The 13,008-nt window shown below is 32.2% G+C and carries 14 protein-coding genes; 10 read left to right on the top strand and 4 right to left on the bottom strand.

Going from position 1 to position 13,008, the window contains the following annotated elements; translation table 11 throughout:
• The first annotated feature begins 67 nt into the window (after nt 1–67).
• From E0I61_RS14455 to E0I61_RS14425, 7 genes are all read left to right on the top strand, one after another.
• A complete protein-coding gene (locus tag E0I61_RS14455) occupies nt 68–1,198 on the top strand; it encodes an NAD(P)/FAD-dependent oxidoreductase (protein ID WP_132072269.1) in 1,131 nt (376 codons plus the stop codon).
• Nucleotides 1,199–1,912, top strand: coding sequence for a methyltransferase domain-containing protein (locus E0I61_RS14450; RefSeq protein WP_131997632.1), 714 nt, complete (start codon nt 1,199–1,201; stop codon nt 1,910–1,912).
• Nucleotides 1,913–1,975: 63 nt separating this feature from the next.
• Nucleotides 1,976–3,028, top strand: a complete 1,053-nt coding sequence (locus tag E0I61_RS14445) for a type III polyketide synthase (protein WP_132072267.1) — start codon at nt 1,976–1,978, stop codon at nt 3,026–3,028.
• Nucleotides 3,029–3,036: 8 nt separating this feature from the next.
• Nucleotides 3,037–3,465, top strand: coding sequence for a 3-hydroxyacyl-ACP dehydratase FabZ family protein (locus E0I61_RS14440; protein WP_132072265.1), 429 nt, complete (start codon nt 3,037–3,039; stop codon nt 3,463–3,465).
• A gap of 75 nt (nt 3,466–3,540) precedes the next feature.
• On the top strand, nt 3,541–4,836 hold the full coding sequence (locus tag E0I61_RS14435) for a beta-ketoacyl-[acyl-carrier-protein] synthase family protein (protein ID WP_132072263.1): 1,296 nt from the start codon (nt 3,541–3,543) through the stop codon (nt 4,834–4,836).
• Nucleotides 4,837–4,913: 77 nt separating this feature from the next.
• Nucleotides 4,914–5,174, top strand: coding sequence for an acyl carrier protein (locus E0I61_RS14430; RefSeq protein ID WP_131997644.1), 261 nt, complete (start codon nt 4,914–4,916; stop codon nt 5,172–5,174).
• A 28-nt stretch (nt 5,175–5,202) separates the two neighbouring features.
• Entirely contained in the window at nt 5,203–5,694 is a 492-nt protein-coding gene (locus tag E0I61_RS14425) for a 4'-phosphopantetheinyl transferase family protein (protein WP_132072261.1), read from the top strand.
• Nucleotides 5,695–5,702: 8 nt separating this feature from the next.
• Here E0I61_RS14425 and E0I61_RS14420 read toward each other — a convergent pair whose 3' ends face one another.
• Nucleotides 5,703–6,299: a 3'-5' exonuclease gene (locus E0I61_RS14420; protein ID WP_131997650.1), complete on the bottom strand. Its 597-nt coding sequence runs from the start codon at nt 6,297–6,299 to the stop codon at nt 5,703–5,705.
• Between the two features lie 2 nt (nt 6,300–6,301).
• Nucleotides 6,302–8,218 (bottom strand): DUF294 nucleotidyltransferase-like domain-containing protein, encoded by a 1,917-nt coding sequence (locus tag E0I61_RS14415; RefSeq protein WP_132072259.1) that lies wholly within the window; start codon nt 8,216–8,218, stop codon nt 6,302–6,304.
• A gap of 184 nt (nt 8,219–8,402) precedes the next feature.
• Between E0I61_RS14415 and E0I61_RS14410 the strand changes: the two genes are divergently transcribed.
• Nucleotides 8,403–8,909, top strand: a complete 507-nt coding sequence (locus tag E0I61_RS14410) for a DUF2911 domain-containing protein (RefSeq protein WP_132072257.1) — start codon at nt 8,403–8,405, stop codon at nt 8,907–8,909.
• Nucleotides 8,910–9,081: 172 nt separating this feature from the next.
• On the opposite strand, the gene E0I61_RS14405 is transcribed toward E0I61_RS14410, so the two are convergent.
• Nucleotides 9,082–9,501 carry an Lrp/AsnC family transcriptional regulator gene (locus E0I61_RS14405; protein ID WP_131997660.1) on the bottom strand — a complete coding sequence of 140 codons (420 nt, stop codon included), beginning with the start codon at nt 9,499–9,501 and terminating at the stop codon, nt 9,082–9,084.
• A gap of 106 nt (nt 9,502–9,607) precedes the next feature.
• Here E0I61_RS14405 and E0I61_RS14400 point away from each other — a divergent pair, with 106 nt between their 5' ends.
• On the top strand, nt 9,608–10,327 hold the full coding sequence (locus tag E0I61_RS14400) for a sulfite exporter TauE/SafE family protein (protein ID WP_132072255.1): 720 nt from the start codon (nt 9,608–9,610) through the stop codon (nt 10,325–10,327).
• Nucleotides 10,328–10,453: 126 nt separating this feature from the next.
• Nucleotides 10,454–11,683 (top strand): multidrug effflux MFS transporter, encoded by a 1,230-nt coding sequence (locus tag E0I61_RS14395; protein WP_132072359.1) that lies wholly within the window; start codon nt 10,454–10,456, stop codon nt 11,681–11,683.
• Nucleotides 11,684–11,695: 12 nt separating this feature from the next.
• On the opposite strand, the gene E0I61_RS14390 is transcribed toward E0I61_RS14395, so the two are convergent.
• Nucleotides 11,696–12,976 carry an NAD(P)/FAD-dependent oxidoreductase gene (locus E0I61_RS14390; protein ID WP_132072254.1) on the bottom strand — a complete coding sequence of 427 codons (1,281 nt, stop codon included), beginning with the start codon at nt 12,974–12,976 and terminating at the stop codon, nt 11,696–11,698.
• Between the last annotated feature and the right edge of the window lie 32 nt (nt 12,977–13,008).

Genomic DNA, 13,008 nt, shown 5'->3' with positions numbered 1-13,008 from the left:
AATTATGTAAGTTTTATATGAAATAATATAGCTGCATTCTCAAACAAATCCATAAATTTACTTCTCTATGAAAAACAATGAAGTTTTAATTATTGGTGGTGGTTTAGCAGGATTGACTGCGGCGATTCATTTGTCTAAAATTGGACTTCAAGTCATTGTAATTGAAAAAAATGAATTTCCAAAGCATAAAGTTTGTGGAGAATATATATCAAATGAAGTCTTGCCTTATCTCAATTGGTTGGATTTAAATATTACTGATTTACAACCCACAAATATCACCAAGCTTGAGTTTTCAACAGCAAGCGGAAAAACAATTAAAAGTGTTCTGCCTCTTGGTGGTTTCGGAATTAGTCGTTTTGCTTTAGACGAATACTTATATAAAAAAGCAATTGAAAATGGTTGCAAAATTCTTCAGGATAATGTTGAAAGTGTAGTTTTTGATAAAAATGAGTTTATTATTACTACTTCAAATCAAACGGTTTTTAAATCAGAAATTGTAATCGGTGCTTTCGGAAAACGTTCTAATATTGATCAGAAATTGAATCGCAATTTCATCCAGAAGAAGTCTCCTTGGTTAGCCATAAAAGCACATTATTCGGGAAATTTTCCTAATGATTTGGTTGGTTTACATAATTTTAAAGGAGGATATTGTGGTGTTTCTAAAGTCGAAAAAGACAGGATTAATATCTGTTATTTAGCAGATTACGAGACTTTCAAACAGTTTAAAAATATAGAGGAATATCAAAACAAGGTAGTTTTTCAAAATCCACATTTAAAAACAATTTTCGAAAAAAGTAATTTGCTTTTTGAAAAACCTTTAACCATAAGTCAAATTTCTTTTGAGAAAAAACAAGCCGTTGAAAATCATATTTTAATGATTGGCGATACTGCAGGACTAATTCATCCTTTGTGTGGCAACGGAATGGCAATGGCAATCCACAGCGCCAAAATTGTTTCAGAATTAGTTACTAAATATTATACCAATGGAATTGAATCCAGAAATGAACTAGAAGAAAAATACATTCAGGAATGGAATTTTAATTTCAAGAAAAGGCTTGAAACGGGTCGATTGTTATCGAATCTTTTGCAAAAACAAAAACTTTCAGCAACATTGATGCGTATATTAATTATATTTCCATTTTTATTATCCAAAATTATAAAGAAAACGCACGGAAATCCCATAACTTTAAATCCATAGATGTTTCTAAACACCAAATTCAGAACTGATACGCTTGAAACGATGGATAATTTTGCCATGGAAGGAGAAATCTTGCGTGATGCATTGGATAAAATTGCCAAAATCAACCAGCTTTTAGGAGGAAACCTCTTAACTTTACGTGGAGTTCAGGAATTGACCGCAAAAATTTCTAAATCAAAAGGAATCACAATAGTAGATGTAGGATGTGGAAACGGAGATATGTTACGAACATTAGCCGCTTATGGGCTAAAAAACAATTTGAATTTTCAATTAATTGGGGTTGATGCTAACAATTTTACCATTAATCATGCTCAGAAATTATCTGAAAATTATCCAAATATTAGGTATCGTTGTCAGGATATATTCGATAAACCTTTTGAGGAATTAAAATATGATATTGTACTTTGCACGTTAACGTTGCATCATTTTAAAGACAGTGAGATTATTGATTTATTGAATGTGTTTTATAAAAATTCGAATGTTGGAATTGTTATTAATGACTTGCATAGAAGTTCAGTTGCATACCGATTATTTCAAGCATTATGTTTTGTGTTCCGATTGAATAATGTGCCGAGACAGGATGGATTAACTTCGATTCTAAGAGGTTTTAAAAAAGAAGAATTGGTTCGTTTTTCAGAAAAATTAAATTTTAAAAAATATAAAATTCAATGGAAATGGGCTTTCCGCTACCAATGGATTATATGGAAAGACTAAAAAGACAATAGACGAATAGATTTGAAATTCGTGTTAATTTATATAATTCGTGGCTAAAAAATTATGAGTGTAAAAATAAAGTGTGTTACCAAACAATTACCCAAATATTCAAGGAATACAGACGAAATTATCCCATTTCTTGATGCTTGGCTCATTGGGCAAGACGAACGTTTTATCAGAAAAGTAAAGAAAATTTTTGAGGGAGCAGCCGTTGATAAACGGTATTCCATTATGGATCCCATTGCCGTTTTTACTAAAAATTCTTTTGAAGAAAAAAACGATATTTATGTTCGTGAAGTCATCGATTTAGGCGAAAAAGTATTGGATAAAGCGTTGCAAAAAGCCAATTGGAATCCGGAAGATTTAGATTACATCATTACTGTGAGCTGTACTGGAATTATGATTCCGTCATTAGATGCCTATTTAATCAATAAGTTGAAATTACGTCAGGATATTGTGCGTCTTCCGGTTACAGAAATGGGTTGTGCAGCAGGAATTTCGGGAATTATTTATGCTAAAAATTTCTTGCAGGCCAATCCAGGGAAACGGGCAGCAGTAATTGCAGTTGAAAGCCCGTCAGCAACGTTTCAATTGGATGATTTTTCAATGGCAAATATTGTAAGCGCGGCTATTTTTGGAGATGGAGCGGCTTGTGTATTGCTTTCTTCCCATGAAAACGATGAAGGACCGGAAATTCTAGCAGAGGAAATGTATCATTTTTATGATAATATCCACATGATGGGTTTTAAACTAACGGATTCAGGTTTGCAAATGGTGTTGGATATTGAAGTTCCAGAAACTATTTCATCTCATTTTCCGGATATAATTCATCCATTTTTAACAAAAAATAGCTTAAAAATGGAGGATATAGACCATTTGATTTTTCATCCTGGTGGAAAGAAAATTGTCCAAACTGTAGAAGGCTTATTTTCTGATTTAGGAAAAAATATAAACGATACTAAAGAAGTTTTGCGTTTATACGGGAATATGTCGAGCGCTACTGTTTTGTATGTTTTGGAACGAATTATGGATGATAATCCAAAAAAAGGTGATAAAGGATTGATGCTGAGTTTTGGCCCAGGATTTTCGGCGCAAAGAGTATTATTACAGTTTTAGACAGGAAAATGAATAACGAAGAAATAATAGCCCAATTACCGTATTCGAAACCCTTTTTATTTGTGGACGAAATTGTTCACATTAATGAAAATGGGGTTGAAGGTACATATACTTTCGATGAAAATCTTGATTTTTATAAAGGACATTTTAAGGAGATGCCAGTTACACCAGGCGTGATTTTAACTGAAGTCATGGCGCAAATTGGATTGGTTTGTCTGGGGGTGTTTTTATTCGATAATTCATTTAATAAAACTGCTTCAATTGCTTTAACATCAACTGAAATAGAATTTTTAAAACCTGTTTTTCCAAAGGAGAAAGTAACCGTAATTTCGGAAAAAATATATTTTAGATTTGGAAAATTAAAATGTAAAGTCATCATGAAAAACGCAAAAGGTGAAGAAGTTTGTATGGGAACTATTGCGGGAATGATAGTTTAAGATTGAAAAAACTTAATATTCTTAGTATTTAATGGTTCAAAAAAATCAATGGATACTGAAATAAATTCAGCATATATGCAAAAAAGAGTTGTAATTACCGGTCTTGGTGTTGTTGCTCCAAATGGAGTAGGACTTGATGCGTTTACTAATGCCATCAAAAATGGGATTTCGGGTATTAAACACGATCCAGAATTGGAAAGATTGCAATTCTCCTGTCAGATTTCCGGAAAGCCTGAAATTTCTACTGAATTATCATTGCAATACTTCTCTGAATTGGAGTTGCGTAACTTCAATTCTACGGGGATTTTATATGGCGTAATTGCTGGAATTGATGCTTGGAAAGATGCAGGATTATCTTTAGAAATCAATGAAGAGCCGGATTGGAACAGCGGAACTATTTTTGGAACATCAACATCAGGAATCAATAAATTTCGAGAAAGCATGTACAAAATTGACGATTTACAAGTCCGAAGATTGGGAAGTACAGCTGTGGCACAAACCATGAATAGTGGCGTTAGCGCTTATTTAGGAGGAAAATTAGGTTTAGGGGACCAAGTGACAACTAATTCCTCGGCTTGCACGACAGGAACCGAAAGTATTTTGATGGCGTACGAGCGAATTAAATTTGGGCAAGCAAAACGAATTTTAGCAGGAAGTACCAGTGATTCCGGACCTTATATTTGGGGTGGTTTTGACGCCATGAAAGTATGTACTTTTAAGCATAATGAAAATCCGGAGCAAGGCTCAAGGCCAATGTCTGCTAGTGCTTCAGGATTTGTTCCGGGAAGTGGAGCAGGAGCTTTAGTCTTGGAGGATTTAGAAACTGCGATCGCACGGGGCGCTACAATTTACGCAGAAGTTTTAGGTGGAAATGTAAATTCCGGTGGACAACGCGGACTAGGAACAATGACAGCTCCAAATCCTATTGCTGTACAAAAATGCATCCAGAATGCTTTGATTAATGCTGGAATCAACGCCAATGAAATAGACGCAATCAACGGACATTTGACGGCCACATCGAAAGACAGTTTAGAAATTCAGAATTGGAGTGAAGCTTTGGGTAGAAAAGGAAAAGAATTTCCATACATAAACTCTTTAAAATCAATGGTAGGTCATTGCTTATCAGGTGCGGGAAGTATCGAAAGTGTGGCTTCGGTATTGCAATTGCATCACGGATTTGTTTTTCCAAATATCAATTGTGCTGATTTGCATCCTGAAATCACAGCAATAATTGATGAATCGAGAATACCACAACAACTGATTGAAAAAGAATTAAATATAATTGCAAAAGCCAGTTTTGGCTTTGGAGATGTGAATGGATGCGTAATTTTTAAGAAATTTAAATCTAATCCCGAATCCAAAAATCAATAATAATCAACTAGAATTCAACTATTAAGACATTGTATTTTTAAGTTTTTTAATAGCTGTAAACTAAATAACCAAGCAATATGAATAAAGAACAAACAATTAAAGAATTAAAAAATATAGTAAAACCGTATATTCAAAATCAAGAGGCTTTTGATGCGCTTACGGAAGATACTGATTTTATAAATGACTTGAAGATCAATTCTGCTAATTTAGTAGATATTATTTTGGATATAGAAGAGAAATATGATATTGTAATTGACAATGAAGCTATGGAGCGCATGGTTAACGTAAAATCGGCATTGGAAATTATTGAAACTAAATTATCCGAGAAAAATCAGTGAATTAGCAGTGAAAAAAAGTCAATAAAAAATGATTGGAAATGATATCGTAGATTTGGCTTTGGCCAGAAAAGAAAGTAATTGGAAACGGAACCGGTTTTTAGACAAAATCTTTACTGTAAAAGAACAATTACTGATAGCCGACAACGAAAATCCTGAAATTATGATTTGGAATTTATGGAGTAGAAAAGAAGCAGCATATAAAATCTATAACAGAGAAACAGGAATTAGAGGGTATTTCCCTTTACAATTAGAATGCAGTTATGAAAATGAAATTTCAGGTTCAGTCTCAATAAAAGGGAATACGTATTTTACTAAAACTATAATTTCTAATGCATTTGTACATACAATTGCCGTGGTGAAAAAAGAAAATTTTGATGCTATAAAAAAAATAAATTCAAACGAGACAGTTAGTAAAGCTAATGGAATTCCTTTTATAATTGACAAGCAAACTAAAATAATCAAACCCGTTTCTATAAGTCATCACGGACGATTTTGGGAAGGAATCACTCTGATTGATTAGAATAAAGATTATTTTATTCCAAGTTTTGATTTTAATTTCAAGAATAATAATGCAGTTTTATAAGCATCTTCAGCAGAAGAATTTCGGTCACTTTTAGGAATATTATATACCGTACAAAGTTCATCAAGAGAAAATTGTTTATCATTAATATCATGCAGTTTTCTGTGCATAATATCAACATCCAAAGCTTCATTTTTCAATCTGCCACAGTCCAGCCTTTCTAATGTTGCGTTAATCATTTCAACATCAAAATCAATGTGATGACCAACTAAAACTGAATTTCCAATAAACTCAATTAACAATTTTATAGCTTCTGATTCTCCTAATTTTTTCATTTTACTTTCAACCAAAAATTCATTTGAAAGACCGTTATCATGAAGAAATTTGTATTGTAACAAAACCGCTTCAAAACTATCACCGATGACAATACTATTGTCGACTACTGCAAAAGAACCAATGGATAAAATAACATCTTTGACAGGATTCATGCCAGAAGTTTCTGTTGACAAAACAACAAAACGGGCTGATTTCTTATCAAATTTAGAAAGATAGGTTTTCCAGAATTCTGGATATTCTTTATTAATATTTTTTAACCAGTCTAACATAATTATGAAAATTGAGTAAGTTGAAATTTATTTTTTATTAATTCTTCCAATTCTCTCATAGGAGTTAAAGCATTTTTTAATTTTTCTCTATCAATTTTTGATAATTCATTCAAATTTATAAATTGGCCTGAATTATCATTTTTTAAACCTTCTAAGGTTCTGAATTTTGATAGAATCAAAAAGGCTTCCGCAGAATTAAGATAAATTTCAGCATGTTTAGGATCTGCAATAGCTAACTGCTTGAATCGCTGAAATGTGTTATTGATTCCTCGTATATCAAAATTTAAGGTCAATAATCGAGCACCGTCAATTAATGGCATCAAAGCACGCGTTTTTATGTCAAATTTATCTTTGTTCGGGCCTTCTTCTTCTATATTGAAATTTTTGAAAAAAGTCAGCGGTGAGTTTTTTCTTAAAGCATCATTTCCTAAGAAATCAAAGAATAGAGTATTATTTTTTGCATTTTTAAAAACAACATTTCCAATTGCATCTTCAATTTTTTGTTCTCCAAAAGTAATTTCATAATCAAAGAAAATACTACTTAAATCATTACTATTTTCACCTGGAGTATTCATCCAGCTGTCATATTGTTTAGTCCAGTCAGTCAGTGATTTACACCAAAGCATATTACTCCCCATATGTCCGTTTGGACATAATTCATAACCAATTTTTTCGAGTGTAGCGGTTGTTCTTTTTCCAAGTTTAAGGAAGTAATCTTTCACTTCTCGATATTTATCTGCTGAAACATCTTCAAAAATCAAGATACTGTCTTGATCGGTTAATAATAACTGTTCTTTTCTTCCCTGGCTTCCAATACTTAGCCAAGCAAAACGGGCAGGAGGGGAACCTAAATCTAAAATTGATAACTCTACAGAGCGTTTAATAATAGCTAAATTGATTTCACTGGCAATATTGAAAACGTGAGAAAGCGGTATGTTTTTAGAAATAGAGGTTTGGATTAAATCCGTTAAACGTTCTCTAATTTGTTTTAATTCCTTAGGGTTTTGTGAACGCTTAATCTCTTTAATTAAAACACCGGGATTATTTGCTTGGGCAACTATCAAATCATGTTCAGAAATGACTCCTTTTACATCAGATTTATCAGTTCCGTCTTGTGTGACGCATAAATGGGTCACATTATGTTTCAACATCAATAATTGAGCTTCGGCCAAGGAGACATTCTCCACCACAGTAATAACAGGAGATGACATTACTTTATCTACTGAAACTGTTACAGGAAAGCGACCGGTTGCAATTTTGGAACGCATATCACTGTCTGTCACAATTCCGATAGGAAAGTTATTGTCACAAATTATTATATTGTTTTTTAATGTTTCAGTCATTTGCTGAGCAACATCTTGTACAATTGCTGTAATTGTCGTTTTTAATGGTGATGTATTATAGGATAAAGATTGAAAATACTGCATTTCTGATTGCTGGTCAGAATAGAAAACATTGTCAGAGATCAGTTTACCTCTTAAATTTTCTTTGTCTTTTGGATTTCGCGTATTCGTTGCAAAACTCTCCAGCAAAAAGTTCAGAACTTCTGAATTATTGACTACAAAAGGGCGGAAAGTGGCTATAGGAATAGCATAAACAATGCTTTCTTCTCTGGCTTTGGCCGTCATCATATAGTTGTTTTTAGCAAAAAAGGGACGTAAGCCAAAAATATCTCCTTCGTTACATTTGTTTAATAAAGTTTCTTCAGCATCTGCTATAACAGATAAGTTAATAACTCCTGAAGCAACTACATAAAAACTATCGTGTAAAAGATCATTTATTTGAAATAATATTTTGTGTTTTTCTAAATTTACAACGCGAATGCTCATAGCTATTTCGGACAACTCTTCAAATGTCAAGTGATTAAATGGCGGATATTCCTTTAAAAAATCGGCAATGTGCTCAGCAATTGTATTCATAGTTGGTCAAATAAATGGTGTATTGTTTGTAAAAATAATAAAATAATAAATTATAATGCTGTCATTATTGTAGTAAAACAACTAATTTATAAATTTCTTAATTTTTTCTTAAAATTAAAGGGAATTATGCTAAATTAAATGAAGTTATTTTATTTTTATAGGATAAACTAAATCATTTTAAATCATGAGATTACTAAAAAAAATACATCTTTTACTTATCGCATTTTTGATTATAAATTCTTTAAGTGCTCAAGAGAAACCTTCCAGTACAAAAGAGGTTGTTTCAGGGAAAATTAATGGGGCAACCATTAGTATCAATTATGGAAGCCCATCTGTAAGAGCTAGAGAAATCTGGGGAAAGTTGGTTCCGTTTAATCAAGTTTGGCGTGCAGGTGCAAACGACGCCACAACTTTCGAAACTGACAAAGAGCTAACTATTGACGGATCTAAATTACCTGCGGGTAAATATTCTTTCTTTATTATACCAAATGAAAAAGAATGTATTATCATTTTTAATAAAGAAGCTAAACAATGGGGAGCTTATAAATACAAAGAAAAAGAAGATCAGTTAAGAGTTACTGTTAAACAGCAAATTGCAAAATCAGCAACTGAAAAATTAGTTTATACAATTGATAAAAACAATATTGCTTTAAGTTGGGATAACTGGAGTATACCAATTTCTGTACAATAAAATTATTTTATAATTCTATAAGGCATTACCAATAGGTAATGCTTTTTTGTTTTACTTAAATTGATTCTTTGATTGTATTTAAAAAAATTCTATTTTACATAATATAAATTATAGTGCATTTTATCACAATAGAATATTCTAGCTTTTGTACAATCTAGAAAAAAGCATAAAGTTACAAATCCTTCAAATCTGATAAGATTAAATGTGTTGTAGGCTCTCCATAAACTAAAAGTCTGTCGATAAATTGTTGCAGATGCAATTGGTCTATTAAAACTACTTTCATGAAAATATTATGAGTTCCAGTAATTCTGTAAATTTCATATATTTCAGGAAACTGTTTCAAATCATCACAAAATATTTTTAGTTTTCCACTAAATAATTTGAACATAATAAAAACTTCTAAGCCAAAGCCAAGTTTTTTATTATTGAGTTGAACATTATATCCTTTTATAACTTCAGTATCTTCTAATTTTTGAACACGTTCTCTAACTGATGATGGCGAAAGTCCTATTTGTTTACCAATTTCTACAAATGAAGTCCTGGAATTAATTTTAAGACTTTCTAATATTTTTAAATCAAGTGTATCTGCCATAAATAAAGCTTTAATATAGGCTAAATTACATTTATATTATGGAATAATGAAACTAAATCCGTTGATTAAATTTTAATTTAGCTATATGTTATTCTAATTTTGCACTATGGATATGATGTTATTGCTGCTTACTATTGGAATTTTCACTGGTTTTTTTGTTCAAACTATTACCGGATTTGCGGGTGCTTTAATTGCGTTACCGTTTTTATTATTTGTAATGCCACTACCAGATGCAATTGGGTATTTATCTATATTTTATTTTATTTCGACTCCTATCCATGTGTACAAAGAATGGAATTACATTGATAAACCACTTCTTAAAAAATTAGCTTTATCATCATTTTTGGGACTACTAATTGGGATTGTAGTGTTAGCATACGGCCAACCCGTAATTCTTAAAAAAGCGTTAGGCGTATTTATAATTCTGTTTGTTTTAAATAGTTTAAAAGAAAAAAAAGAAATACAGTTAATCTCAAAAATGAAATATTTTTTTGGGTTTTTAGGCGGTTTTTTTTCAGGTGTTTTTTCAACGGGCGGGCCTTTATATTTAATAATTGTAAAAAACGAAACCTCAGATTTAAAGACTTTGCGTGCCACTATGTTTGGTGTTTTGGGTTTGGTAACATTGATGCGAATTCCTGTCCTTGTTTTTGAAGGGATTTTAACCGTAAATCAATTGTACAATTCATTGTATGTTTTACCTTTTTTTATACTGGCTTTGGTATTAGGTAATAAGGTATATTTAAAATTAAATGAGGTTTTTTTTAAGAGAATTATGTTAGGACTTCTTTTTCTGTCCGGAATCATGCTATTAGTTAAACATTAATTGCTTCATTTCATACAATCTGTTTTTGCAGCATGTTAAATTTATTGGATCTAACATTTGATTCGCCTTTTAAATATTTACCTTTGCAAAAAATTAAAAAAAAGCAATTTGATGACCAATAAATCAATCACAAAAACAAAATATATTAAATTAATTCTAATTTTAGGATCATTAACAGCGCTCGGTCCATTTTCGATCGATATGTATTTACCTGGTTTTGCAGGAATCGCTAAAGATTTGAATACTTCAGTAGCTAATGTTTCCATGACTTTGTCCAGTTATTTCATTGGAATTTCTGCGGGACAATTGCTTTATGGACCATTATTAGACCGTTTTGGTCGAAAAAAACCATTATTTATAGGTTTGTTAGGGTATATCTTGGCTTCATTAGGTTGTGTTTTTGTAACTGACATTGATACTTTTATTGGTTTACGATTCATTCAGGCTGTGGGCAGTTGTGCGGCAACTGTGGCTTCGGTTTCTATGGTTCGTGATTTATTTCCTGTGAAAGATATTCCTAAAGTATTCTCTTTATTGATGCTTGTTGTCGGGCTTTCGCCAATGTTAGCACCAACTATTGGTGGTTATGTCACGGAAGATTATGGTTGGCATACTGTCTTTTTTATATTGATGTGCATTGGAATTGTCATTCTTTTAGCTGCTCAAATTGGCTTGCCAAATACGTACAAACCAGACATTTCAATTTCATTAAAACCCAGACCTATTATTTCCAATTTTATAAAAATCGTAAAAGAACCCCAGTTTTACACGTATGCTTTTACAGGTTCTGTGGCTTTCTCCGGATTGTTTACTTATGTGGCAGCTTCTCCCATTTTATTTATGGATATTTTCAAAGTAGACGCAAAAACCTACGGCTGGATATTTGCCTTTATGTCTTTGAGTTTTATTATTGCCAGCCAGCTTAATTCCGTATTATTAAATAGATTCAAAAGTGAGCAAATGATTTTTGGCGCTTTGATTTCGCAGACAATTATCAGTGTTTCATTCCTCACATTGTCGATAAATAATCTTTTAGGCTTATATGAAACTATTGCTATGCTATTTTTATTCTTAGCTTGTTTAGGAATTTCAAATCCCAATACAGCGGGACTTACCATGGCTCCTTTTTCAAGAAATGCGGGAAGTGCATCGGCTTTGATGGGTGCTATTCAATTAGGGTTAGGAGCTTTAGCTTCATTTTCCGTTGGTGTTTTTGTGAAAAATTCTATTTTACCAATGGTTGTGATTATGACTGTTTCAACAATTTTGGCATTAATCATTTTAATTTTTGGAAAACGAAACATTAAAAAAACTATTGCAACTTCTCACGATGAAGGAATTGCATTAGTTCATTAATTGTAATTTGATTTATTGTTGTTTTGGTTCTGTTTTTATCTTTTTATCAGGCCTGATAATCATACGTAAAGATTGATCTTTTGCAAAATAAGCAATCATCCAATTGAAGAATGTTTTCACCCTGTTGCGATACGTTATCAATGAAATGAGATGAATAAAGAGCCATATTATCCAGGCAAAAAATCCTTTGAAATGCATTTTTGGTTTTGGTAAATCAACTACAGCCTTGTTTTTACCAATTATAGCCATAGATCCTTTATCATTATATTTAAAGGGTTTTAATGGCTTGTTTTGGTTCAGTAGCTTAAAGTTATTTGCCAAATTTATTCCTTGTTGAATCGCAACTTGCGCCACTTGTGGATGACCATTTGGGAAATCTTCATCTGTAAGTTGAATACAAGTATCGCCGATTGCAAAGATATTTTTAGTACCATTAACTTTATTAAAAGCATCAGTAGCCATTCTTTTTCCACGGCCATAACTTTCAGCTGGAATTCCTTCGAAAACTTTTGCAGAAACTCCCGCTGCCCAAATTAAATTTTTGGTTTGTATCGTTTCTCCATTTCCAAAATATACCGTGTCATCGATATAATCCACAACAGTGGTATTTAATTTCACTACAACACCTAATTTTGTCAACGCTTCAAGTGTGTCTTCTTGTGAGGCTTTACTCATTGGAGATAATACGGCATTGGCACCGTCAACTAGATAAATATTGCTCGCTGTAGTGCTTAATTCCGGGTATTCTTTTAGCAAAATATTTTTGCGCATCTCAGCAAACATTCCCGAAACTTCAACACCTGTAGGTCCACCGCCGGCAACCACAATGGTTAACAATTTTCTGCGTTCGCGAATGTCTTTACAAATGGCTGCTTTTTCTAAATTTTTCAACAATGTATTACGCATTACAATGGCATCATTGAGCGTTTTCATAGGGATGGCATTTTTCTTTACGTTTTCCATTCCAAAATAACTCGTTTCGGCACCTGTAGCAAAAACCAAGTAATCGTACTCTAATTCTCCATTGTTAAGAATGATTTTGTTTTCTGAAGGGTTTACTTTTAATAGGTTTCCCAGACGGAATTGTAGATTTTTTTTACCCGAGAAAAATTTCCGAAAAGGGTAACTGATACTTGAGGGTTCTAAAAAAGCGGTAGCAACCTGATATATTAGTGGCGGAAAGAAATTATAATTATTTTTGTCAACGAGCGTTACATTGATTCCTTTTTCATTTACTAGTTCTTTAGCAAGATTTAATCCTGCAAATCCTCCTCCTATTATTATAATTTCCATATCGTATTTTTATAGTTTAAAATAAAAAAGCA

Origin of the sequence: Flavobacterium ranwuense (genome assembly GCF_004349315.1) — a bacterium.
Taxonomy (GTDB): domain Bacteria; phylum Bacteroidota; class Bacteroidia; order Flavobacteriales; family Flavobacteriaceae; genus Flavobacterium; species Flavobacterium ranwuense.
The sequence above is the reverse complement of the archived record's forward strand: the minus strand, read 5'-3'. Positions and strand labels throughout refer to the sequence as shown.